Source organism: Microbulbifer variabilis ATCC 700307 (assembly GCF_000380565.1).
GTDB classification, from domain to species: domain Bacteria; phylum Pseudomonadota; class Gammaproteobacteria; order Pseudomonadales; family Cellvibrionaceae; genus Microbulbifer; species Microbulbifer variabilis.
Map to the genome: position 1 here is coordinate 436207 of NZ_AQYJ01000028.1, position 22368 is coordinate 458574.

24 protein-coding genes are annotated in these 22368 nt (G+C 50.1%); 20 read left to right on the plus strand and 4 right to left on the minus strand.

Going from position 1 to position 22368, the window contains the following annotated elements; all coding sequences use genetic code 11:
• Positions 1-823: 823 nt before the first annotated feature.
• Positions 824-2488 (minus strand): energy-dependent translational throttle protein EttA, encoded by a 1665-nt coding sequence (gene ettA / locus G367_RS0117660; RefSeq protein WP_020414493.1) that lies wholly within the window; start codon positions 2486-2488, stop codon positions 824-826.
• 181 nt (positions 2489-2669) lie between these two features.
• Here ettA and G367_RS0117665 point away from each other — a divergent pair, with 181 nt between their 5' ends.
• The 5 genes from G367_RS0117665 (at position 2670) to fnr (G367_RS0117685) (ending at position 8164) form a co-directional block, all read left to right on the plus strand.
• A complete protein-coding gene (locus tag G367_RS0117665) occupies positions 2670-3776 on the plus strand; it encodes an enoyl-CoA hydratase/isomerase family protein (protein WP_020414494.1) in 1107 nt (368 codons plus the stop codon).
• A gap of 70 nt (positions 3777-3846) precedes the next feature.
• The gene (gene mmsB / locus G367_RS0117670; RefSeq protein WP_020414495.1) at positions 3847-4755 is read left to right on the plus strand and encodes a 3-hydroxyisobutyrate dehydrogenase; all 909 of its coding nucleotides are present in this window, start codon (positions 3847-3849) and stop codon (positions 4753-4755) included.
• Between the two features lie 404 nt (positions 4756-5159).
• Positions 5160-5858, plus strand: coding sequence for an OmpW/AlkL family protein (locus tag G367_RS0117675; protein ID WP_040629129.1), 699 nt, complete (start codon positions 5160-5162; stop codon positions 5856-5858).
• Positions 5859-5979: 121 nt separating this feature from the next.
• Entirely contained in the window at positions 5980-7365 is a 1386-nt protein-coding gene (gene hemN / locus G367_RS0117680) for an oxygen-independent coproporphyrinogen III oxidase (RefSeq protein WP_157533605.1), read from the plus strand.
• A 70-nt stretch (positions 7366-7435) separates the two neighbouring features.
• Entirely contained in the window at positions 7436-8164 is a 729-nt protein-coding gene (gene fnr, locus G367_RS0117685; RefSeq protein WP_020414498.1) for a fumarate/nitrate reduction transcriptional regulator Fnr, read from the plus strand.
• A 63-nt stretch (positions 8165-8227) separates the two neighbouring features.
• Here fnr (G367_RS0117685) and G367_RS0117690 read toward each other — a convergent pair whose 3' ends face one another.
• On the minus strand, positions 8228-9250 hold the full coding sequence (locus tag G367_RS0117690) for an adenosine deaminase (RefSeq protein ID WP_020414499.1): 1023 nt from the start codon (positions 9248-9250) through the stop codon (positions 8228-8230).
• Positions 9251-9462: 212 nt separating this feature from the next.
• On the opposite strand from G367_RS0117690, the gene G367_RS0117695 reads away from it, so the two are divergent.
• From G367_RS0117695 to fnr (G367_RS0117705), 3 genes are all read left to right on the plus strand, one after another.
• A complete protein-coding gene (locus G367_RS0117695; RefSeq protein WP_026305219.1) occupies positions 9463-9864 on the plus strand; it encodes an SDR family NAD(P)-dependent oxidoreductase in 402 nt (133 codons plus the stop codon).
• Positions 9842-10147: a hypothetical protein gene (locus tag G367_RS0117700; RefSeq protein WP_026305220.1), complete on the plus strand. Its 306-nt coding sequence runs from the start codon at positions 9842-9844 to the stop codon at positions 10145-10147. Before G367_RS0117695 ends, G367_RS0117700 begins: the two co-directional genes overlap by 23 nt.
• 300 nt (positions 10148-10447) lie before the next feature.
• A complete protein-coding gene (gene fnr, locus G367_RS0117705) occupies positions 10448-11185 on the plus strand; it encodes a fumarate/nitrate reduction transcriptional regulator Fnr (RefSeq protein ID WP_026305221.1) in 738 nt (245 codons plus the stop codon).
• Positions 11186-11286: 101 nt separating this feature from the next.
• On the opposite strand, the gene G367_RS0117710 is transcribed toward fnr (G367_RS0117705), so the two are convergent.
• Both G367_RS0117710 and G367_RS0117715 read right to left on the minus strand, forming a co-directional pair.
• The gene (locus G367_RS0117710) at positions 11287-11730 is read right to left on the minus strand and encodes a SpoIIAA family protein (RefSeq protein ID WP_020414501.1); all 444 of its coding nucleotides are present in this window, start codon (positions 11728-11730) and stop codon (positions 11287-11289) included.
• A 40-nt stretch (positions 11731-11770) separates the two neighbouring features.
• Complete coding sequence (locus G367_RS0117715; RefSeq protein WP_020414502.1) at positions 11771-12346, minus strand: hemerythrin domain-containing protein; 576 nt, start codon at positions 12344-12346, stop codon at positions 11771-11773.
• Between the two features lie 506 nt (positions 12347-12852).
• Between G367_RS0117715 and G367_RS0117720 the strand changes: the two genes are divergently transcribed.
• The 12 genes from G367_RS0117720 (at position 12853) to G367_RS0117775 (ending at position 22355) form a co-directional block, all read left to right on the plus strand.
• Positions 12853-13344 carry an outer membrane beta-barrel protein gene (locus tag G367_RS0117720; RefSeq protein ID WP_020414503.1) on the plus strand — a complete coding sequence of 164 codons (492 nt, stop codon included), beginning with the start codon at positions 12853-12855 and terminating at the stop codon, positions 13342-13344.
• Positions 13345-13526: 182 nt separating this feature from the next.
• Positions 13527-14021 (plus strand): outer membrane beta-barrel protein, encoded by a 495-nt coding sequence (locus G367_RS0117725; RefSeq protein WP_083922772.1) that lies wholly within the window; start codon positions 13527-13529, stop codon positions 14019-14021.
• A gap of 219 nt (positions 14022-14240) precedes the next feature.
• Positions 14241-15509 (plus strand): serine hydroxymethyltransferase, encoded by a 1269-nt coding sequence (gene glyA, locus G367_RS0117730; RefSeq protein ID WP_020414505.1) that lies wholly within the window; start codon positions 14241-14243, stop codon positions 15507-15509.
• Between the two features lie 170 nt (positions 15510-15679).
• Positions 15680-16147 (plus strand): transcriptional regulator NrdR, encoded by a 468-nt coding sequence (gene nrdR, locus G367_RS0117735; protein WP_020414506.1) that lies wholly within the window; start codon positions 15680-15682, stop codon positions 16145-16147.
• A complete protein-coding gene (gene ribD, locus G367_RS0117740) occupies positions 16144-17289 on the plus strand; it encodes a bifunctional diaminohydroxyphosphoribosylaminopyrimidine deaminase/5-amino-6-(5-phosphoribosylamino)uracil reductase RibD (RefSeq protein WP_020414507.1) in 1146 nt (381 codons plus the stop codon). The genes nrdR and ribD overlap by 4 nt, the downstream gene beginning before the upstream one ends.
• Complete coding sequence (locus tag G367_RS0117745) at positions 17289-17951, plus strand: riboflavin synthase (protein WP_020414508.1); 663 nt, start codon at positions 17289-17291, stop codon at positions 17949-17951. The genes ribD and G367_RS0117745 overlap by 1 nt, the downstream gene beginning before the upstream one ends.
• A 100-nt stretch (positions 17952-18051) precedes the next feature.
• Positions 18052-19164 carry a bifunctional 3,4-dihydroxy-2-butanone-4-phosphate synthase/GTP cyclohydrolase II gene (gene ribBA / locus G367_RS0117750; protein WP_020414509.1) on the plus strand — a complete coding sequence of 371 codons (1113 nt, stop codon included), beginning with the start codon at positions 18052-18054 and terminating at the stop codon, positions 19162-19164.
• A gap of 58 nt (positions 19165-19222) precedes the next feature.
• Complete coding sequence (gene ribH, locus G367_RS0117755) at positions 19223-19693, plus strand: 6,7-dimethyl-8-ribityllumazine synthase (protein WP_020414510.1); 471 nt, start codon at positions 19223-19225, stop codon at positions 19691-19693.
• Between the two features lie 65 nt (positions 19694-19758).
• Positions 19759-20202 (plus strand): transcription antitermination factor NusB, encoded by a 444-nt coding sequence (gene nusB, locus G367_RS0117760; protein WP_020414511.1) that lies wholly within the window; start codon positions 19759-19761, stop codon positions 20200-20202.
• 8 nt (positions 20203-20210) lie between these two features.
• Positions 20211-21158 (plus strand): thiamine-phosphate kinase, encoded by a 948-nt coding sequence (thiL, locus tag G367_RS0117765; RefSeq protein ID WP_020414512.1) that lies wholly within the window; start codon positions 20211-20213, stop codon positions 21156-21158.
• A gap of 54 nt (positions 21159-21212) precedes the next feature.
• Complete coding sequence (locus tag G367_RS0117770; protein ID WP_020414513.1) at positions 21213-21701, plus strand: phosphatidylglycerophosphatase A family protein; 489 nt, start codon at positions 21213-21215, stop codon at positions 21699-21701.
• 18 nt (positions 21702-21719) lie between these two features.
• Positions 21720-22355 carry a retropepsin-like aspartic protease family protein gene (locus tag G367_RS0117775; RefSeq protein WP_020414514.1) on the plus strand — a complete coding sequence of 212 codons (636 nt, stop codon included), beginning with the start codon at positions 21720-21722 and terminating at the stop codon, positions 22353-22355.
• The last annotated feature ends 13 nt before the right edge of the window (positions 22356-22368 follow it).

Genomic DNA, 22368 nt, shown 5'->3' on the forward strand with positions numbered 1-22368 from the left:
TAATCTCAAAGAGTTTTTTCTAATAATCTTGGTGTCATCCTTACCTTTATTTTATAAGGGCTCATAAAGGGGGCAGCCAAAATATTATCGAGTTTATCTAATTAGCACTAGAATGACAAACTCTCGTTATCTCTCAGATCATGACTTGTTTATATATGAGAGGTTATTTTCTAGAGTTTTTTATTCTATCTTGAAAATTCAAAATAGTATTGAAAGTGTAAGTATGATTCGTTTAGTGTTAAATGTATTGGTTTATTCTCAGTGAACAATAAGTGGGAAACTGGTTCTTTTTATATGAGTTGGTTTTTCAAGGGTGTGGTGGTTACTAATTTGGTAAGGTGGTTTGTAAGTTTTTATTTATTTCTGGGAAAGATAGTAACATTCCAGTAATTTTACATTTTAAAAATATAATTTCGGTTATCTTTTTGGGTGCTGGATCAGATGTGTCCAAATCTTATATATATTTTGAGCTGATATAAAAAGTACAGAATTGTAAGGTTTTTTTGATTAAATGGTCGGATTTTTATTTTAGGCTGGTAATGCTTTCTCAATATCATGCGTATGTTAGAGTTGGCGGTTGAGCCATAATTTTAGCTAACTAATAGTACTTTAAACAGAATTATAGAGTTGACAATGTTTAAATCTTATTTAGAGGTCGACAATATGAATAAGGCAAGGTTTATATATCTTCTCATGAGCGGTTAGTCACCAAAAAAGGCGCCTATATTTGTTGATGTATGGCCAGAATTTTATTTTACTTGAGTATATGTTGCACTTCTTGTATGTGAATTAAAAAAGCCCGCAGAAGCGGGCTTTTTTATTCTCAAGTCTTAAGCTTTTTATAATGCATCCGATGAGGTGTTGCATCCTCACCTTTGCGCTGCACAAAGTCTTCGTGGTACTCGGTGTAGTTACCTTCGAAGAAGACCGCTTCACTCTCACCCTCATAGGCGAGGATATGGGTGGCGACGCGGTCTAGGAACCAGCGATCATGCGAGATTACCAGAGCGCAGCCGGGGAAGTTGAGCAGGGCTTCTTCCAGGGCGCGTAGGGTTTCGATATCCAGATCATTGGAGGGTTCGTCCAACAGCAGTACGTTGGCGCCCTGCTTGAGGGTGTAGGCCAGGTGCAGGCGTCCGCGCTCACCACCGGAGAGTTCGCCTACGCGTTTTTGCTGGTCGCTGCCCTTGAAGTTAAAGCGGCCAACATAGTTGCGTGAACCCACTTCATAGCTGTTGATCTTGAGCATATCGTGGCCGTCTGAGATGGCTTCCCATACGGTCTTGCTGTCGTCCAGATTCTCACGGCCCTGTTCAACGTAAGCGACCTTAACGGTTTCACCGATTTTGATTTCGCCGGAGTCCGGCTGCTCGGTGCCGCTGATCATACGGAACAGGGTGGACTTACCGGCACCGTTACCGCCGACGATACCCACAATCGCGCCCTTGGGCACGCGGAAAGACAGATTGTCGATTAGCAGGCGCTCGCCGAAGCCTTTGCTCACCTCTTTAAACTCAATCACATTATCGCCGAGACGCTCACCGGGCGGAATGTAGATTTCGTTGGTCTCGTTGCGGGCCTGGAAGTCCTGAGACTGCATTTCTTCCAGGCGGGACAGACGGGCTTTGTTCTTGGACTGGCGGCCCTTGGGATTTTGGCGGGCCCACTCGAGTTCCTTTTGCATGGCTTTGGCGCGCGCCTGTTCGCCGCGCTGCTCCTGCTCCAGGCGTTTTTCTTTCTGTTCCAGCCAAGTGGTGTAGTTACCTTCCCAGGGGATGCCGTGGCCGCGGTCCAGCTCCAGAATCCAGCCGGCAACATTGTCGAGGAAGTAGCGATCGTGGGTGATGGCTACCACAGTGCCGGTGAAGTCGTGCAGAAAGCGCTCCAGCCAGAACACGGATTCCGCATCCAGGTGGTTGGTGGGCTCGTCGAGCAGCAGCATATCCGGGCGGGACAGCAACAGTCGGCACAGGGCCACACGGCGCTTCTCACCGCCGGACAGGTTGTTGACGTCTGCATCCCAGGGCGGCAGGCGCAAGGCGTCTGCGGCGACTTCCAGGCGGTGCTCCAGGTTGTGGGCGTCCCAGGCCTGGATAATATCTTCGAACTGTTGCTGTTTCTTAGCCAGGGCATCGAAGTCCGCATCGGGCTCGGCGTAATCGGCGTAGACCTGTTCCAGGCCGGCGAGGGCGTCGATGGCTTCGCGTACACCGTCTTCTACGTTGCCGCGCACGGTCTTGCTGGCATCGAGTTGCGGTTCCTGGGGCAGGTAGCCGACTTTAATACCCGGCATGGCGCGGGCTTCACCGTTAAAGTCCTGGTCGACCCCCGCCATAATGCGCAATAAGGTGGATTTACCGGCGCCGTTGAGGCCGAGTACGCCGATTTTGGCGCCGGGGAAGAAAGACAGGGAGATGTCCTTCAGAATTTCGCGTTTGGGGGGCACTACTTTGCCCACCCGGTTCATGGTGTATACGTATTCAGCCATTTGGGGTTCCGTAACTGGGTGTTGCAATCGCTCAGATTTTGCGCGCAACTTATCAGTTTGCGTAAAAAGTGCAACTGCACCTTAGTACCTGTCACCGCTGTACTCGCGTGTGGCTGACGTCGAATCTGATATGTGCTTAACTGCGACGCTAACTAGTACAAGAGCAATAAGACGGATAACAATGGATCAGGATTCCCCGGTATTGTTTTCCCGGCGCGGCGCATTGGCGGTCGCGACCCTAAACCTGCCCAAGGCACTGAATGCCTTGAATCTGCAGATGATTGATCTGCTGTCCACCCAGTTGGACGCCTGGGCTGAAGACGATGATATAGCGGCGGTTTGGATTGAGGGCCGTGGCGATAAGGCCCTCTGTGCCGGTGGTGATGTAGTGGCGCTATATCAGCAGTCGACATCTTATGGTGAAGTGCCGGATTATCGCTATACCACTGATTTTTTCTCCCGTGAATATCGTTTGGATTACAAGATACACACTTATGCCAAGCCGATAGTGGTCTGGGGTGGGGGTATTGTGATGGGAGGCGGTATTGGCATTATGGCTGGTGCGAGCCATCGCATTGTGACTGAAACTACGCGAATGGCGATGCCGGAAATTACCATTGGCCTGTTTCCCGATGTGGGGGGGAGCTGGTTCCTTAATCGTATGCCCGGTCGTCTAGGGCTTTTCCTCGGCCTGTCCGGTGCCCAGTTTAATGGTGCCGACGCCCTGTTTGCAGGGATGGCGGACCGAATTATTGCCCAAGACCAGCGTGAGTCGGTTTTACAGTCCCTATCGGTGCTGGATTTTGTTGCGGATTGCACCGTGAATCATCAGCTGGTGGGTGATTGCCTTAAAGAGCTCGAACTATCTCCTCTGCAGCGGCCGGAATCGGCGTTGCGCGAGCATTATGATCAAATTCAACAGCTCACGGATTTCTCGACTCTGCCGGAGGTCTGTGCGGCTGTCACTACGTATCAGGGAGTGGATAAATGGTTACAGCGCGCTGCTGCTACCCTGGCGGGAGGCTCGCCATTAACACCCTGGATAGTGTGGGAGCAGTTGCGCAGGGCACGCCATTTGTCTCTTGCCGATGTTTTCCGTATGGAGTTGAATCTGGCAGTTAATCTTTGCGCTAGCGGACACTTTAAGGAGGGGGTACGTGCCCTGTTGATTGATAAGGATCGCGCACCTAAATGGCAACCGGCATCCCTAGGGGAAATGAATTCTCAGCAAGTGGCAGATTGCTTTGTGGGTCCCTGGGATAGCGATCATCCGTTGATAGATTTATAGAAAGCCTGTTAACAAGCGTCCTGGCCGCTTTATGCCCGGAATATAAACAACAAAACACGGAGTGGCTTTTATGGAAAAAATAGCCTTTTTGGGTCTGGGTAATATGGGTGGCCCTATGGCTGCCAATTTGGCAAAGGCAGGCTTCAGAGTAGCTGCTTTCGATTTAAATTCCGCGGCATTGGTTCAAGCCCATAAGGATGGCTGTATTCCTTGTGATACAGCACTTCAGGCCGCTGAAGGTGCGGATGTTGTGATTTCGATGTTACCCAGTGGTGAGGCTGTCAAAGGGCTCTACCTCGGTGATCAGGGCCTTTTGCAACAACTTCCGGTTGGCACTCTGGTTATTGATTGCTCAACGATATCCGCGGAAGATGCCTCTACTGTGAGTAGCGCTGCGCATGAGCGAGGATTACGTGCGATTGACGCACCTGTCTCCGGTGGGACTGCGGCAGCGGCAGCTGGCTCACTGTGCTTTATGTGCGGTGGCGATGAGGTAGTTGTGAATTCGGCCCGGCCAGTTCTAGAGGCTATGGGAAAGAAAATATTTCATGCGGGTGGGGCTGGTGCGGGGCAGGTAGCCAAAATCTGTAACAATCTGCTGTTGGCGATTCATATGACCGGCACCGCAGAGGCTTTACAGTTGGGTGTGGATAAAGGTTTGGACCCCAGGGTCCTCAGTGAGATTATGCAGGAGAGTTCAGGCAATAATTGGTCGCTCTCCAATTACAACCCCTATCCTGGCGCCATGGAAAATGTACCTTCAGCAAAGGGGTATGCAGGTGGCTTTAGTGTAGCGCTAATGTTGAAAGACCTGGGGCTCGCAATGGATGCGGCTTCCACCAGCGCCTCTTCTACGCCTATGGGAGCGCTGGCCAAAAACCTGTATCAGCTTCACGGGGCGAGTGAAGAAAATCAACAGCTCGATTTCTCCAGTATTCAGAATATGTTCCGCAGGCCCGCTGGAACCCTGACCTGGTAAATTGTGTGTTCAATTGATATAGGTTTTCCGTGCCCCAGCAAGACCCGGAAACTATATCAAAATGACAGGCGCACCGGTGAGGTATGCCTGTCACCTAACGCTAAAAATTGGTACTGGTTCGCAAAATAGAGAAGAGGTATCAAATAGCTCAGTTGTCACCATTCCTTAGCCGCGCCGCTCTCGCTATCTTCCTCCGCCCGCCTTGGGACGTGCCCTGATTTCAAGCCCGGTTACATGACTGCAGCTGGTGAACTGCTGGTTTTAAATCTACTAAATTCGACAGCTTGATTTGGATCAAGCCCGTTTTTGTAGCCAGGGGTTAACCTTCCTGCGACTTGTGATTGTGCCTGGAGGGGGCCCTTCCTGAGTCGGGAAAAATGCCAAATCGCTATATGGAGAAGTTGATGAATCGTAAAACTGCTTATGCAGCAGCCGCCTTGACCGCCGTACTCTCTGCCCCAGTACTGGCCTACGAAGAGGGTAGCTTTATTTTGCGTGGTGGTATGGCCACTGTAGCGCCCGACACCAGTTCCAGCACACTTTTTGCCAATGGGGATGCTGTCCCGAATACTGGTGTTGATGTGGATAATGGCTCTGCATTGGGCCTGACCGGTGTGTATATGTTCCGCGATCATTGGGGTGTGGAGCTGGTAGCCGCAACTCCTTTCACTCATGAAATTCAAGCTGAAGGCCTCGGAGACACTTTTGAGCTGGGTGAAACCAAGCACTTGCCGCCGACTCTGTTAGTGCAGTGGTACCCGATGGATACTCAGTCCACAATCCAGCCCTACGTTGGTCTCGGTGTGAACTACACCGCTTTCTTCGATGAGGAAATTAGTAGCACTGCAGATGCGAAGTTTGAAGAGCTGCTTAATGCCACTGGGGACGCCAAGCTCTCCCTGGATAACTCTTTCGGCCTGGCTGCAGAAGCTGGCGTCGACTTCGCTTTTGGCGCTGACCAGCGTTGGTTGTTCAATGTTTCCGTGTTCTGGATGGATATCGATACCGATGCCACCGTCAAGGTACCGGGTGTGGGTAATATCACCGCTAAAGTGGATATCGATCCGCTGGTTTATATGGCGGGTCTGGGCTACCGCTTCTAAGGTAGCGACACTCTAGTTTGGGATGGGGCAGTCGCTGCGGTTTTCTTAAAAGGAACTCGGTGGCTGCCTTTTAGTTTGTGCGGGGGGGCTGTCGCAAACGATTGATTGAGGTTGTAGGAATATGATGCAGGAAACCAAAAGTAACATGGGTGGCTTGTCAGAAGAGTTGCTGTCCCGCTATAGCGGGCCCTGCCCCCGTTATACATCCTATCCTACAGCAGACCGGTTCAAACCACTGGATGGCAATATTAGGCCTTGGGAAGCTTTGCAGGATATTCGCAGCCTCTCTCTTTATGTTCATATCCCCTTTTGCCGTTCACTCTGCTATTTCTGCGCTTGCAATAAAGTTATTACCTCTCAATATGGCCTCGCCTCCAGCTACCTTGACAACCTGCTACGAGAAGCTCGTTGGTATCGAGACAAGGTAGCGCAGGTACCGGTAACCCAGTTGCACCTGGGGGGCGGGACTCCCACCTTCCTCAGTGATGGAGATATGCGGCGTTTGATGGAAGGGCTGGGTGAGGTGTTTAACCTCCATCCTGGCGATGGGGTGGAATACAGTATTGAGGCCGATCCACGTACCCTGGAACTGGAGACGCTGGATACCCTGCGGGAACTCGGATTTAACCGCTTGAGCCTGGGAGTCCAGGACTTTGATATCGAAGTACAGAGATCAATTAACCGTATTTGCAGCGCTGACCAGGTTACTGAATTGACAGTTGCGGCGCGCGAACGGGGTTTTGAGTCTATCTCCTATGATTTGATTTACGGCCTGCCAAAACAAAATCTTTACAGCCTGCACAGTACCCTGGATAAAGTATTGGATTTGCAGCCTGACAGAATTGCACTTTATCACTATGCACACCTGCCCCATCGTTTTAAAGCGCAGCGCCTGATCGATACTGACCTTATTCCATCAGCCGCAGAAAAAGTGGCTATGCAATTGGCCGCAGTAGAGCACCTGGGACGCGCTGGATATGAATTCTTGGGTATGGACCATTTTGCTCGCCCGGGAGATGAGCTGGCAAAGGCTTCCCATAGCGGGATGCTGCAAAGAAACTTCCAAGGCTATACCTTGATGCCTGCCGACGCCTTGGTGGGGCTTGGGGCCTCGGCGATTAGCTATAGCCGAGATGGTTTCTGGCAAAACCTGCATCGCTTGAAAGAGTATGCCCAGGCTATAGGAGAGCGGGGTAATGCGTCTTGCAGAGGATGGTTTTTGAGTGAAGAAGACCGTTTGCGCCAGTGGGCTATAACAGAGTTAATGTGCCGTCTGCGCCTGGACAAAAACGAAGCCGGGCGTCGGGTGGGGATTCCTTTTGATGATTATTTTTATGAAGAGCTCCAACGCCTGCAGCCTATGTTTGAGGATGGTCTAATTTACCAGGATAAAAACAATATTACTGTTACTGATCAAGGGCGGTGGTTTGTACGCAATGTGGCTTCAGCTTTCGATATTTATTTACATAATCAGCATACCGATGCGCAATATTCCCGGGTTCTTTAAGTAACTACAGGAGACGATCGCTTTTACAGCGGGTACAATTGCCGCAAATTAGTTTACCGGCTGGTTTAGTATGATTGACTCCTCAGTAGCGGTTAGTTGCGGTAACTGCTCCGTTAAACGTTTATGCCTGCCCGCGGGATTATCTCAAGCGGATATTGATCGACTGGAGCAGGTTACTCGCCGAAAGAAAATAGTAAAAGCAGGGGAGACCCTCTATCGCTCTGGCGACCCTTTTGCCAACCTTTATGCGATTCGCTCCGGTAGTTTTAAAACGGCTGTGATTGCTGCTGATGGTGATACGCAGGTGACTCACTTTGCTTTACCAGGGGAATTGCTGGGACTTGATGCCTATAGCAGTCGGGTTCATCCGAGCTACGCTGAGGCACTTGAGGACAGTAGTGTTTGCCTGTTGCCGTTCACCCAGTTGGAGTTATTGGCCCATCAGGTGACAGCCCTGCAGCAGCAAATCTACAGTATTTTTTCCGAGGAGCTACGTCAGGAAAACGATATTCTGATGTTACTCGGCAAGCGCTCAGCCGATACTCGCCTGGCGGCTCTACTGATTAATATTTCCAGTCGCTATTCCCGTCGCGGTTATTCCCACAGTGAATTCGTTTTGTCTATGCCAAGAACTGATATAGCGAATTACCTGGGATTGACTGCAGAAACAGTTAGCCGACTTTTTTCACGTTTTCAGCGTGAGAATTTAATTAAAGTGAGTGGTAGGGCGGTGGAGATATTAGATTTGGTTGGGCTCAGTGAATTGGCTGGGACCCATTGCGGTTACGATGAGGATTAATATGAGTGGCAACTGAATATTCGGTTGCCCCTCAAGAATCCCTTAATTGGAACAGAAAATTAATTAAAGCTCTGCAACTGTCTCAATTGAAGCAATAGCTTTCGCCCATTTCTGTTTTTGTGTTTCGGAAATATAACTGGCTTTAAAGCTATTTAGAGCCAGTTGTTTTGCCTGCTCCCTGGTCATCCCCAGACTTTCGCTTAGAGCCAGGTAGTTTCGGTTGACATAACCGCCGAAGTAGGCCGGATCATCGGCATTTACAGTAACGCAGAGCCCTTGATCAAGCAGATTGAGGATCGGATGCTCGCTCATATCATCGTAGACGCAAAGTGCAGTGTTGGACAAGGGACATACAGTTAGTGGAATTTTTTCTTCTTTAAGGCGATCAATCAAAGCCTTATCCTCCACACAGCGAACCCCATGGTCTATACGGCTAACATCGAGTATATCGAGAGCCTCTTTAATATATTCTGCCGGCCCTTCCTCCCCTGCATGGGCGACACGCTCCAGGCCCAGTTCTTTGGCCATAGCAAAAACATTCTGGAATTTAACTGGTGGGTGGCCAAGTTCTGAGGAGTCCAAGCCAACCCCCTTAATGAAATCGAGGTAAGGTTTGGCTGCTTCCAGGGTTGTGATAGCTTCCTCCTCACTCAGGTGGCGAAGAAAGCAGAGAATCAGATGACTGCTTATACCCCATTCATTTTCCGCATCCTTGAGGGCACTGTGGATTCCACGAATGACCACGCCGATATCGATCCCCCTTTCTGTGTGGGTTTGTGGATCAAAAAAAATCTCTGTGTGTACAACATTATCCTCCTGACAGCGCTCGAGGTAAGCCATTGTCAGGTCATAAAAGTCACGCTCATGAATCAGGACTGAGGCACCCTGGTAATAAATATCCAGAAAGGACTGCAGGTTATGGAATTTATAGGCAGCCCTGATTTCCTCAACACTATTGAATGGGATTTCAATATTGTTCCGTTTGCTCAATTCAAACATGAGTTCTGGCTCCAGGGAGCCTTCAATGTGCAGGTGAAGCTCTGCCTTGGGCAGGGCTTTAATAAAATCTGGATCAGCGATGCTCATAGAAATAACTTTACCTGGGCAGGGATTTGGGACATGGACCATAAGGCATGCCGTTTCAATTGCGGCTAATGGTATCAGCTTCTCACTGGTAGCTGAAAAGTGGAGCAGTGGTCTCTGTTTATTTAAAAGGTAAACGAATCGGTTTACTTTTTTGGTATGCCATAAAATACACTGGTTGGTTTACATTTGTATTAAATTCTAGGAATCGATAAATGGGAAAGGTTACTTTGAATAGTGGGACATCTACCGGGTTGGGTTTCAATCTGGCTCTGCAACTGTCCGCGCAGGAATGTATCGTTTATACAACCATGAGTAACCTCACCAAGGCAGGCTTCCTGAAAGAGAGGACTGGAAATAGAGGGAATCTCAGGGTCTTGGCACTGGATGTTCTGAGCATCGAGGGCGTGCAGCGCTGTGTTGAGACTGTTGTCAGGGAGCAGGGCCGGATTGATAACCTGGTCACTAATACTGGCGCTGGGTCTGTCAAAACGACTGAAATGGCCAGTGACGAGGAGACCCCAACGGATAATGGATGTGAATTACCTTGGGTAGTACCCAGTACCAAGGCGGTTCTATCTTATAAGTGCTGTAGTGCCAGGTGGTATCCACTCTGAATTTGCCAATAGTATCCTCTCGCAGTTGGAGTTGGATGAAGGAGTGCCGGAAGGGGGCTATGGGGGGGAATTCGAGCCGTACTTCTCCCGTATCCACAAGCGGACTCCAGAACAAACTGCAAGGCGTTACCAGAGCGCTGACCAAGTTGCACAGGTAGTTTTGGAGATCATAGAGAGTAAGAAGGCAGCGGTGCGTATTCGCACCTCTGCATGGGCAGAAGAGTTTTGTAAGCTCAAAACCGAAATAGATCCAACAGGGAAAAACAGCAAGGGATGGTTGTGAATAGCATGCCATGCTGTCTGGCTGGTCATCAGTTCACTGAAAGTGGTAGTTCTAGTAGCGGGTTTTTTTATTAAACGACAGAAAGGCTAAGCATACAGAAAAGATATTAGTGGTCAGCCGTGATTCTTTTGTGTAAAAAATAATTCTTAAATTTTTACACGCTATTTTTAAGGAAATTGAACGCTTGACTGAATGTCCGATAGGAAATTTTTTTCACTTTTTGTTTTTTGAAATTCAGCTAAAGACGCTTGTTGGAGGAGTGGGTACAATTGCCGCAAATTGTTAACCGGTCGCTTAGGCATGATAGATTCATCAGTGGCGGTAAGTTGCAGTAACTGCTCAGTCAGGCGTCTATGCCTTCCTGCTGGCTTGTCTCAGACGGATATTGATCGACTGGAAAAAGTCACCCGCAGGAAAAAAATCGTCAAAGCTGGTGAGGCTTTGTTCCGGTCAGGCGATCCATTTCAAAATCTTTACGCAATCCGTTCCGGTAGTTTTAAAAGTGTCGTAATAGCCTCAGATGGGGATACCCAAGTCACCCATTTTGCTCTTCCTGGAGAGTTGCTTGGTCTTGATGCCTACAGTAAGCGTCTTCACTCCAGTTATGCTGAAGCTTTGGAGGATAGTAGTGTTTGTCTTTTACCGTTTGCGCAATTGGAAGTACTCGCGCAACAAGTTCCGGCATTACAGCAACAAATCTACAGTATTTTTTCCGAGGAGTTACGTCAGGAAAATGATATTTTGATGCTGTTGGGTAAACGCTCGGCGGATACGCGTCTAGCTGCTTTACTGATCAACATATCCAGTCGTTATGCCAGTCGTGGATATTCTCACAGCGAATTCATCCTCTCCATGCCGCGGACAGATATTGCCAATTACCTCGGTCTTACCGCTGAAACAGTCAGCCGGATTTTTTCTCGCTTCCAGAAAGAAGGGCTGATTAAGGCGGATGGCAGAGTTGTAAAAATTGTGGATTTACTTGGGCTTAGTGAAGTAGCCGGAACTCATTGTGGCTTTGATAATGAAAATGTAGAGTAGTTATTCCTAGAGGGTTGGGTCACTTTTTCATGCACGAGGTGGATAGTTAAAATTAGTGACAAAAAAAGGGGGGCGAAAACGCCCCCTTAATCCACTACTTATCAGGAGTGTGTGGAGAAAGCTAAATCTTCCCTGGCCTCACTTTTTTCAACTTTTTCTTCTGTTGCCTGTGACAGCCAATCCATGGCCTTGTGCTGCTCCTCGAAGTAGCGCACTTCACCACTCATAAACCATCCTCCTACTTTGGTGGCGATTTCCTGCCACTCTTCATCCCCAAGTACGGCGATCCGGGAGAATTCATTGCCGTGTTTTAATGCCAGTTGGAATTCGTCCCAAATTGCATGTAATCCCCACCCCTCGAAATCCCTGAGGTCAATTAGCATTTGTACTTGTGGGCTTTTTACGCCTTCGAGGGCGTACTCAAGTAATGGCGTAATATGCTCATAATCTTCATGGGTCAACTGGCCAATTGCCTTGATATAGAGAAAGAAATTATTGTCAATACGCTCCATGCCAATTGAAATGCCGTGGCGTTTAGTTTTCATGCTTCCTCCTTTGATTCATTAGTAGTAATTTTTTTACACCTTAAGCGAGGGCTTTCTCTGCGGTTTCTGGTTGTACCAGGTAGTTACGCAAAGATTCGTAGATTTTTTTTGCATTCTCATCAAAAAGCGGGTCTTTGATTTCCGCGACTTGTTTGTTTATCTGCTTCCAATCTTCAGCGTCTAGGTATTGTTCTATCTGGGGAAAAATCGCTGAATTCTCCAGGCTGATATGGCTGCGTTGAAGTTGTAAATAGTTGTTACTGGCGCCCTGTAATACTCTTCGCTCTACCATCGCATCATTCGCAACAGCATAAAATAGTGCGCACATATGTTTGGTTGCAGCTGCAATTTGCTCGTGTTGCATTTGTGCCTCATAGATGGCATCCCGCCCATGTATTGGTTTGGTCAGGAGACGGGCAAGTATCAAGTCCTCAACTGGATGGTGGTATTTATCTGGGTAGACCGAAAAATAATCCAGCGCATCAAGTATTAACGTCAATGTGTTAGGGTCGCGGTCGCTGCGTCCAAATAGATCCAGCAATAACTGCTCAAAAGCGTTGAGCATTTGCTGCATATGTTTGTGGTCACAGCACAGTTGCCGATAGATGGTATTCATCCCAGACCTCCGCGATCAGTTTCTGGCTATATTGTTGCTGGGATGAGCAAGCGAGAGTTGATTTGGATCAAGTGAGGAAAAGTTTGTAGGATGAAGAGAGGAATATAATGCAATATACCTATTCTTTTACTGCTTCCCCCGCTCCTTATGTGTAATGATTGAAAGCAATATTAATTTGGAATATTGTTTTTGTCGGTTAAATCTACTGGTTAGTCAGTCATTGGTATTATTTTGAATAATATTGATGGATATTAATTTGACCGTTTACTAATCCACGCCTACTTTCAATTCAAATCCGCTCTTTTCTTTTGCGCTAATCTTCGACTGATTGTTCTTCATAAGAATTTGAATAGATATTTTATGTTTTTCATGAGTATGACTATTTATTTCATGCCGCTTGTATTGATCTAAGTGACATATAGTTATAGATATTTGGATGGTGGACAGGATAAGAGTGGTTATTTCACTATTAATTAGTTAAGCGTTTGGCAAATTTGGGAATATCCATGGAAAAAATTACAAAATTTATAGTCGCCGGTATTCTTTCACTATTGTCTTCTGCGGCATTATCGGAAGGGGGTTATTGGGGGGCTGCTGTCGGGACAATGAATTTTGACTTCAAGGGGGTTGATAATCCCACGGGGGTTGGATTGAGAACTGGCTACTCCCTGGTATCAGGCTGGGGAGTTGAAGTTGAATATATTGGCTCCTTGATAAGTGGTGAGGTAGAAGTCCTTGGGGAAGAAGTGGATGTGGATATGTATAGTCTGGCTGGCTATGCAACTTATCGAACACTTGGTGATATCTACTTCAAAGGGCGTTTGGGGCTGCTATATGAGGATGTCACCGTGGGCAGTGATAACAGTGACGATTTTGGTATTACTGCTGGGGCAGGTATTGGATTTCTTCTTGGTGCCAGTAGTAATTTTGAGCTGGAGTACACCATCCTCGAAAAAGATGTAGGATTTTTGTCCGGGGCTTTTAGTTATCGCTTTTAATTTTTCAACAGGTGACATTGTAGCGAGGCCTAATTTTACATTTGGCGCCCGCGTCTTAAGTACTTCTAGTGATTTTTCTATTTCACACTTGGCTTTTTATAGTGCGTTTAAGTAAGTGCTTGCATACATTGCATGCCCCCCTATAATCCGCCCGTTTTTATATCTTCAGAGGTAGGGGGAAGATGATGCGTTTTAATTTTAAGGTTTTGGCTGTAGCTGCGGCTTTGGTTTGTTCAGCGACTACACAGGCAGAAGGTGCATATGTCGGTGGTGTTTTCGGTGTGATGAATACTGATGCCAGTGGAGATAGTCCCCTTAATGCCGGTATCCGCGCTGGTTACACCTCGAACTCAGGCTGGGGAATTGAAGTTGAGCTTACTGACTCTCTGGTTGAGGGTGAGTATGACTATTACTGGGGAGATGAGAACTACTCCCTCGCCACGCAGGCGCTATATGCTACTTATCGCACGCAAGGTGATATTTACATGAAAGGGCGTCTGGGTTATCTCCATGAGGAACTGGATGTAGACTACTTTGGTGAGTATTCCGACAGCGGTGCCTCTGCTGGTATCGGAGCTGGTTTCAAGCTGTCAGAGAAAGTCATCTTTGAAACTGAGTACACTTTTATTGAGGCGGATGTGGATTATTGGTCTGGCTCCCTGATTGTGAGGTTCTAAGCCGATATGGCTAAAAGAAAACGCGGCCAAATGGCCGCGTTTTCGTTTTTGCGCAATCCCTTTGCCCTTGGTGTACAATGCGCGCCTTTCTAAAATGCTCAGGATTCTTTGAGTAGTCCATGTGGCCCGATTGGCGCCAGAAGCCAAGCTGTAAGACCTGAGCAAAGTGGTACCGAGCTACACAAAACTCTACTCAGCCCGCATTACCGAGGGAACACCATGTTTGATTCATCAGTCACACTCGCTTCTTACGATCCCGAAATCTGGGAAGCCATTCGGGAAGAAGACTCTCGCCAGGAAGATCATATCGAGCTGATCGCCTCCGAGAACTACACTAGCCCGCAAGTCATGGAAGCCCAGGGCAGCAGCCTGACCAATAAATACGCAGAGGGTTATCCGGGTAAGCGTTACTACGGTGGCTGTGAGTATGTGGATAAGGTGGAAACTTTGGCGATTGAGCGCGCCAAAGAGCTTTTCGGTGCCGATTATGCCAATGTGCAGCCTCACTCCGGCTCTCAAGCTAACTCTGCGGTTTACCAGGCGTTATGCGCGCCAGGAGACACCGTTTTAGGAATGAGTCTGGCCCATGGTGGTCACCTGACTCATGGTGCTCGAGTCAACTTCTCAGGCAAGATTTACAACGCGGTCCAATACGGGTTGAACCCGGAAACTGGCGAAGTAGATTATGAGGAAGTGGAGCGTTTGGCTCTCGAGCACAAGCCTAAGATGATTGTTGCCGGCTTCTCTGCATACAGCCGTGTAATGGATTGGGCCCGTTTTCGTGAGATTGCGGATAAGGTTGGTGCTTACCTGTTTGTCGATATGGCACACGTTGCTGGCCTGGTTGCTGCTGGAGAGTACCCTTCGCCGATTCCCCATGCGGATGTAGTAACCTCTACGACTCACAAAACCCTACGCGGTCCACGCGGAGGCATTATCCTGGCGCGCGCCAATGAAGAAATTGAGAAGAAGCTGAACTCCGCCGTATTCCCCGGTGGTCAGGGTGGCCCGCTGATGCACGTTATTGCAGCCAAAGCGGTTTCTTTTAAAGAAGCGATGAGCCCTGAATACAAGGCTTACCAGAAGAAGGTGGTAGAGAATGCTCGCGCAATGGCGGAGACCTTCCTGGATCGTGGTATCAATATCGTTTCCGGTGGTACCGATGACCACTTGATGCTAGTGGACCTGATTGGTAAAGAATACACTGGTAAAGATGCTGATGAGGCCCTGGGTAATGCAAACATTACGGTGAACAAGAACGCAGTCCCCAATGACCCGCGCTCTCCATTTATCACCAGCGGCCTGCGTGTTGGGACCCCGGCGATTACTACCCGTGGCTTCGGTGTGAAGGAAACCCAGCAACTGACTCATTGGATTTGTGACATTCTCGATGCCTTGGAAAAGGGTGATGCAGAGTCCACTATTACCGAAGTGAAGCAGAAGGTTCTTGAAATCTGTGCGCAATTTCCTGTGTACAAGAAGGCCTGATAGCTCTTCCAGTTAAAAAAGCGGCTTGTTGGCCGCTTTTTTTATGGAAGTACATGCCCGTTCTTAATCTGTCTGGCCGACTGCACCGGTGCGGTGCGTCGCGCAGACACACAGTGCAACGGCTGTGGTAAACTGCGGCCCATTTTCCACTCCCCTGGGGACGATCCCACATGCACTGTCCGTTCTGCAGCGCAGAAGAAACCAAAGTAGTCGATTCCCGCTTGGTGGCCGAGGGCGACCAAGTGCGCCGCCGGCGCGAATGCCTTGAGTGTCACGAGCGTTTTACCACTTTTGAAACAGCGGAATTACTTCTGCCGCGGGTAATCAAACAAAACGGTCAACGCGAACCGTTTAACGAGGATAAGCTGCGTGCGGGTATTCAGCGTGCGGTGGAAAAGCGCCCGGTCAGCACTGAGCGGGTAGAATCTGCAGTATCTCAAATCAAGCATGCTTTGCAGGCGACTGGTGAGCGCGAACTGCCGGCGCGCGCTATTGGTGAACTGGTTATGGAGCAGCTGCGGGAATTGGACCAGGTGGCCTATGTGCGATTTGCTTCGGTCTATCGGCGCTTTGAGGATGTCAGTGACTTCAGTGAAGAGATTGAGCGCCTGACCAGTAAGGAAACCCAACGGAAATGATTCAAGTGGCTGTAAATACACCCCAATCCCTGATGGCCCGAGCTATTCAACTGGCGGAGCGTGGGCTGTATACCACTATGCCCAACCCCCGTGTGGGTTGTGTGATCACCGATAGTAAGGGTGTTGTTGTCGGCGAGGGCTGGCATCAACGTGCTGGTGAGCCCCATGCAGAAATTGAAGCCCTGCGCGATGCAGGAGAGCGAGCCCGGGGTGCTACGGTCTATGTGACCTTGGAGCCCTGTAGTCATACTGGTCGCACTGGCCCTTGTACAGAGGCCTTGATCGAAGCTGGTGTCTCTCGTGTGATATATGGAATGCAGGATCCTAACCCCAGGGTGGGTGGCAAGGGGCTACAAAAACTACGCGATGCCAATATAGAAGTGGAGGGGCCTCTTTTAGAGGATCAGTGCCGAGCGCTCAATCCGGGTTTTATCAAGCGGATGACTTTGGGTCTTCCTCTCGTGCGCAGTAAATCTGCGATGAGCCTGGATGGACGTACGGCGATGGCCAGTGGTGAGTCCAAGTGGGTGTCCGGACCTGCGGCGCGTGCCGATGTACAGCGTTTACGGGCACGCAGTTGCGCAATTGTGACCGGTGTAGAAACAGTGCGATTCGACAACCCAAACCTAAATGTGCGCGCCGATGAAATGGCCCTTGAGCTGCTCGCTGCTGAACAGGCAGCTGAGGTACAGCCACTGCGGGTGATTGTTGATAGCCAGCTGCGCACCCCGGCAAAAGCCTTTATTTTACAGGGCGATGCCCCCACACTGGTGTGCACCACCGAGCGTGCGGACCCGGAGCGTCGCGAGCGCCTGGAACGGGCAGGTGCTGAAGTCATCATTCTGCCACAGGACAAAGAGGGGAGGGTGGACCTGCTCGCTCTGCTCGAGGAGCTGGCGCGACGCCAATGTAATGAGATCCTGGTGGAGAGTGGTGCGACCCTCTCCGGTGAGTTCCTGTATCGCGGCCATGTAGATGAGCTGATAGTCTATTTGGCTCCCAAGCTGCTCGGCAGCACGGCGCGGCCGCTATTCGAGCTGCCAATTGAGCGTATGGGCTCGGTGCTGCCGATCACGATCACTGATATGCGCGCCGTCGGTCACGACTGGCGTATCACTGCAACTACCGATATTGAGCGCTGATGTTTACCGGAATTATTGAAGCTGTTGGTGAAATCGCCGAGCTGCAGCCCCAAGGGGGAGATCTGCGTGTGCGCGTCAGGAGTGGCAAGCTGGATCTTACCGATGTCGGGCTTGGGGACAGTATCGCAACCAATGGCGTATGCCTGACAGTAGTGGATCTGCCTGGCGATGGCTACTGGGCGGATGTCTCTGCAGAGACACTCGACGTCACCAGTGTCAGTAGCTGGAAAAAAGGTGACCGAGCTAACCTGGAGAAAGCTCTCACCCCGCAAACCCGCCTTGGTGGGCATATTGTCAGTGGCCATGTGGATGGCATTGGTGAGGTTGTGTGGCGCAAATCCGAGGCCCGGGCCGAGCGCTTTCGTTTGCGCGCGCCGGAAAATCTGGCCCGCTATATTGCGCACAAAGGGTCGATCACTGTTGACGGCACCAGCCTCACAGTCAACGCGGTGGATGGTGCAGAGTTTGAACTGACGATTGTGCCGCATACGCTGCAGGAAACCATTATGGGAAGCTACAGCGCAGGTACCCGGGTCAACCTCGAGGTAGATCTTATTGCACGCTATCTGGAGCGCTTGTTACTCGGTGATAAAGCAGCCAAATCCAGCGATGAGGGTATGACTCTTGAGTTTCTCGCCCAGCATGGGTTTTACAAGCGCTAGCCGGTTTCATCCCGGCATACCGCGCCAGTGAGGGCGGGTGGGAGTGAATAGCAGGGATAGCCGCTCAATTAGCAATTGATAAATTTATCCAGAGTTAACAATGGAATTAAATACGGTTGAAGAACTGATCGATGATATCCGCCAGGGCAAAATGGTGATCCTGATGGATGATGAAGATCGTGAGAATGAAGGTGACCTGGTGATGGCGGCGGAGCAGGTACGCGCCGAAGACATCAATTTTATGGCTACCCATGCCCGCGGACTGATTTGTATGCCCATGTCCAAGGAGCGCTGTGAGCAACTGGACCTGCCGCTGATGTCGCGGGAAAACGGTGCCCAGTTCAGTACAAACTTCACCGTATCTATTGAGGCTGCTGAGGGAGTTACTACCGGTATTTCTGCTGCAGATCGAGCGCGCACCGTACGCGCCGCAGTGGGTAGGAATGCCAAGCCCAGTGATATCGTACAACCCGGCCATATTTTCCCGATTATGGCCCAGCCTGGTGGCGTATTGAGCCGCGCGGGCCATACCGAGGCAGGCTGCGATCTGGCGCGTCTGGCGGGCTTCGAGGCCGCCGCTGTGATCGTTGAGATCATGAATGAAGACGGCACTATGTCGCGCCGCCCGGATCTGGAAAAGTTTGCTAAAGAACACGATCTCAAGATCGGTACTATCGCCGACCTGATTACCTATCGCGCTTTGAATGAAAAGACCGTTGAGTGTGTTAATGAGCGCAAAGTGCGTACCGAATTCGGTGAATTCAAATTGCGCACCTATCTCGATAAAGCACGACGGGAGAGACATTTCGCATTTATTAAAGGGGATCCCACTCCGGAAGAGCCGACTCTGGTGCGGGTGCATGTGGGCAATACACTGCGTGATGTACTCACAATTCGCCGAGGCGACGAAAAATTTGTCCCCTGGACTTTCCGCCGCGCAATGCAGCGTATTGAGAAAGAAGGTAAAGGCGTTGTGGTGCTTATCTGCCACAACGAAACCACCGAAGAGATTGAGGAAAGTATCGACTGGCTGATCAGCGGCAAGCAGCAGCGCCCCAGCCAGGACCTGGTCTACAAGCAGGTGGGCACAGGTTCTCAGATACTGCGTGACCTCAAGGTACGCAAGATGCGCCTGATGAGTGCACCGTTTAAGTTCAGTGCCATTTCCGGATTTGAATTGGAAGTGGAAGAGTATCTGAACGCCGAAGAGTAAATAGAGCTGTAACGTCGACAAGTACCGGCGTTATAGAAAGAAATATGGACTGGAAATTATGAATAATATTCAAGTGATCGAAGGGGATTTTGTCGGCAGCACTGGCAAGTATGCGCTGTTGGTCAGTCGCTGGAATAGTTTTGTCGTTGAGAGCCTGAAAGATGGTGCACTGGATACCCTGCGTCGCAAGGGCATCAAGGATGAAGATATCACTATCTACTATGCGCCGGGTGCTTTCGAATTCCCATTGGCCGCTCAAAAATTGGCTGAGACTAAGAAGTTCGATGCCATTATTGCCCTGGGAGCGGTGATTCGTGGCGGCACCCCACATTTTGAATATGTGGCTGGCGAGTGCACCAAGGGCCTGGCCCAGGTATCACTGAATACCGGTATCCCGGTAACTTTTGGTGTGCTTACCGTGGACTCTATCGAACAGGCGATTGAGCGATCCGGCACCAAGGCTGGTAACAAGGGTTGTGAGGCTGCCGAGACGGCTCTGGAAATGGTTTCCCTGCTCGGCAAAATTTAAATTGCCGAAGTGCCGGCCTATTTTGCCGGCACCCCCATTCTGTGAAGTATCTACCGGAAAAAACAATGACCGTAACTGCATCCGCTCGCCGCAAGGCGCGTCACTACGCCATGCAGGCGCTCTACCAGTGGCAGATTGCCGGCGCCAGCCTTAATACGATTGAAGCTGAGTTTCATGCTGACAATGATATGAGCAAGGCCGACGTGGAATATTTCCGCGATATTTTCCACGGTGTTGCCAAGAATCTGGACGAAGTTGAGAGTGCTTTCACTCCGCACCTGGACCGTAAAGTGGATGAGCTCGACCCAGTTTCCAGAGCCCTTCTGCGTATGTCCACCTACGAATTAAAAAATCGTATTGATGTGCCCTACAAAGTTGTCATTAACGAAGCTGTAGCTTTGGCGAAAAAATTTGGTCCTACCGATGCCTTCAAATTCATTAACGGCATCCTGGATAAAACAGCTGCGGATCTGCGTGCGCCAGAAGTGGCGGCGGACAAGAAAGCCTGAAGCAGAAAATGGGAGCTGCTCCGGGCGAGTTTGAAATTATTCGTGACTTTTTTGCCAGTGCTCCGCAAGGGCAGGGTGTGGTTCTGGGAATTGGTGATGATTGCGCTTTGCTACAGGTTCCCAGCCAGGGCCAATTGGCTACGTCTATGGATACTTTGGTGGCGGGTCGACATTTTCCCGCCGAGGCCGACCCGGCGGCGATAGCTGCCCGAGCGCTGCGGGTTAACCTCAGTGACCTGGCTGCCATGAATGCCCGGCCACTCTGGTTTACTCTGGCGCTTACCTTACCTGAAAGTGACGCTAACTGGTTGCGCAAATTTTCCAGTGGTTTACTGCAAACCGCTGCGCAGTTTGGCGTTTCCCTGGTGGGAGGAGACACTACAGCCGGTCCTCTGTCGATTACTATCCAGGTGATTGGACAGACTGCCCGGCCATTGCGCCGTGATGGTGCCGGTTGTGGAGATTCTATTTATGTTAGTGGCCCTCTGGGGGCGGCAGCTGCTGCCCTGCCGGTAATTCTCGGTGATCAGCGGGTGCCAGCTGAGGTGCAACATCAGGCTGAGCACGCCTTTTATTTTCCCGAGCCGCAATTCGCCACTGCGGCAGCGATTTCTGACTTCGCCAGCAGCGCTTTAGATATTTCCGATGGCTTGATAGCAGACCTGGCCCATATTTGTGAGTCCAGCCACGTCAGCGCTGATATTTATCTGGAGCGCCTGCCTGTTTCTCCCATAGCGCAGTCACTTGCTGGTGCGAATGCCCTTTCTTTATCTGCTGGTGGTGGCGATGATTACCAGCTTTGTTTTACTGTGCCCCCGGAAAAGGTGGAATCAGTGGAAAAGCTGGAGCTAGGAGTGACTGCTATTGGGACTCTAAGTGCTGGCGCTGCCGAAGTGCGTTGCTGGCACAATGGTGAGCCCTGGCAAGCGCCGTCAAAGGGCTACCAACACTTTTGAACTGGCACTTTTAATGAGTAGAGAACGCCACTAGAGGCCTTGGATACAAACACTATGAGTGGAAAGAACCCGACTTTTCCCCAGCTCCTGCGTGACCCCACCATGCTACTGGCCTTTGGTTTTGGTTCCGGCCTCGCTCCAAAGGCGCCTGGCACCTTCGGCACTTTAGTTGCGATTCCATTTTGGTGGTTAATGCAGGGGTTGTCGCCAGCCTGGTATTTAGGGATTGTTCTTCTGGCGGGCCTGCTGGGCTGTTATTTATGCGGTGCAGCTGCTCGCAAGCTGGGTGTCCATGATCACGGTGGGATAGTCTGGGATGAAATGGTGGGTTACTGGCTTACCATGTTTTTGGCCCCTGCAGGTTGGGCGTGGGCCCTGTATGGCTTTGTGCTTTTCCGCATATTTGATATTGCAAAGCCCCCACCCATCAATTGGGCTGATAAGAAAGTGCGAGGTGGCATCGGGATTATGCTGGACGATATACTTGCTGCCGTTTACGCAGGTCTGGTGTTGCAACTGACTGCCTGGATACTGGGAGCCTAGCGGGATAAGGAAGACGCGATGCGCAGCTACATACTGTTCTTATTTGGCTTTCTGATTACCGCCGAGGTAGGAGCACAGCAGGTACAATTGAGAGGCCTGTTCGGCGATAGAGCCTTATTGGAAATCGATGGTCGCCAGCGAATTTTGAAAAGTGGTGATAAATCCCCTGAAGGCGTCCTTCTCCTGGAGACAACTAGCAGCCACGCACGTATCAATGTTGCTGGTCGAGAACAGAAACTCACCCTGGATGCACCTATAGCGGCGAGCTATGCCAAAGCGGATAAGGCGGAGGTGCGGCTCTCCGCTGATAGCCGAGGTCACTACAGTACAGATGCTTGGGTGAATGGAATGCGGGTGCCGATGATGGTGGATACTGGAGCAACCAGTATCGCAATCAATTATCCTACTGCGCGGCGCCTGGGTTTGAACCTCAGCTCAGCTAGAAAAATACCCATTTCTACTGCAAATGGGATGACGAGTGCATACCTGATAAATCTCAGCAGTGTCACTATCGGCGGTATTAAACTGCACAATGTCGCGGCCACTGTGCACTCTGATGATTTTCCCCGTGTCGTCCTTTTGGGAAACAGTTTTCTGGGGCGGGTAGATATGGAACAGCAGAGTGGCGTACTGATATTGCGTGCTCGGAACTGAATTGAAGAGGTAT

Coding starts and splice junctions, on each gene's coding strand:
- G367_RS0117695 (WP_026305219.1), top strand. CDS start 9,463: ATGGGAAAGGTTACTTTGAATAGTGGGACATCTACCGGGTTGGGTTTC.
- G367_RS0117775 (WP_020414514.1), top strand. CDS start 21,720: ATGCGCAGCTACATACTGTTCTTATTTGGCTTTCTGATTACCGCCGAG.
- ribH (WP_020414510.1), top strand. CDS start 19,223: ATGAATAATATTCAAGTGATCGAAGGGGATTTTGTCGGCAGCACTGGC.
- nrdR (WP_020414506.1), top strand. CDS start 15,680: ATGCACTGTCCGTTCTGCAGCGCAGAAGAAACCAAAGTAGTCGATTCC.
- mmsB (WP_020414495.1), top strand. CDS start 3,847: ATGGAAAAAATAGCCTTTTTGGGTCTGGGTAATATGGGTGGCCCTATG.
- fnr (WP_020414498.1), top strand. CDS start 7,436: ATGATTGACTCCTCAGTAGCGGTTAGTTGCGGTAACTGCTCCGTTAAA.
- thiL (WP_020414512.1), top strand. CDS start 20,211: ATGGGAGCTGCTCCGGGCGAGTTTGAAATTATTCGTGACTTTTTTGCC.
- fnr (WP_026305221.1), top strand. CDS start 10,448: ATGATAGATTCATCAGTGGCGGTAAGTTGCAGTAACTGCTCAGTCAGG.
- G367_RS0117725 (WP_083922772.1), top strand. CDS start 13,527: ATGATGCGTTTTAATTTTAAGGTTTTGGCTGTAGCTGCGGCTTTGGTT.
- hemN (WP_157533605.1), top strand. CDS start 5,980: ATGATGCAGGAAACCAAAAGTAACATGGGTGGCTTGTCAGAAGAGTTG.
- nusB (WP_020414511.1), top strand. CDS start 19,759: ATGACCGTAACTGCATCCGCTCGCCGCAAGGCGCGTCACTACGCCATG.
- G367_RS0117715 (WP_020414502.1), bottom strand. CDS start 12,346: ATGAATACCATCTATCGGCAACTGTGCTGTGACCACAAACATATGCAG.
- G367_RS0117745 (WP_020414508.1), top strand. CDS start 17,289: ATGTTTACCGGAATTATTGAAGCTGTTGGTGAAATCGCCGAGCTGCAG.
- G367_RS0117770 (WP_020414513.1), top strand. CDS start 21,213: ATGAGTGGAAAGAACCCGACTTTTCCCCAGCTCCTGCGTGACCCCACC.
- ettA (WP_020414493.1), bottom strand. CDS start 2,488: ATGGCTGAATACGTATACACCATGAACCGGGTGGGCAAAGTAGTGCCC.
- G367_RS0117720 (WP_020414503.1), top strand. CDS start 12,853: ATGGAAAAAATTACAAAATTTATAGTCGCCGGTATTCTTTCACTATTG.
- G367_RS0117690 (WP_020414499.1), bottom strand. CDS start 9,250: ATGAGCATCGCTGATCCAGATTTTATTAAAGCCCTGCCCAAGGCAGAG.
- ribD (WP_020414507.1), top strand. CDS start 16,144: ATGATTCAAGTGGCTGTAAATACACCCCAATCCCTGATGGCCCGAGCT.
- G367_RS0117675 (WP_040629129.1), top strand. CDS start 5,160: ATGAATCGTAAAACTGCTTATGCAGCAGCCGCCTTGACCGCCGTACTC.
- G367_RS0117710 (WP_020414501.1), bottom strand. CDS start 11,730: ATGAAAACTAAACGCCACGGCATTTCAATTGGCATGGAGCGTATTGAC.
- G367_RS0117665 (WP_020414494.1), top strand. CDS start 2,670: ATGGATCAGGATTCCCCGGTATTGTTTTCCCGGCGCGGCGCATTGGCG.
- glyA (WP_020414505.1), top strand. CDS start 14,241: ATGTTTGATTCATCAGTCACACTCGCTTCTTACGATCCCGAAATCTGG.
- ribBA (WP_020414509.1), top strand. CDS start 18,052: ATGGAATTAAATACGGTTGAAGAACTGATCGATGATATCCGCCAGGGC.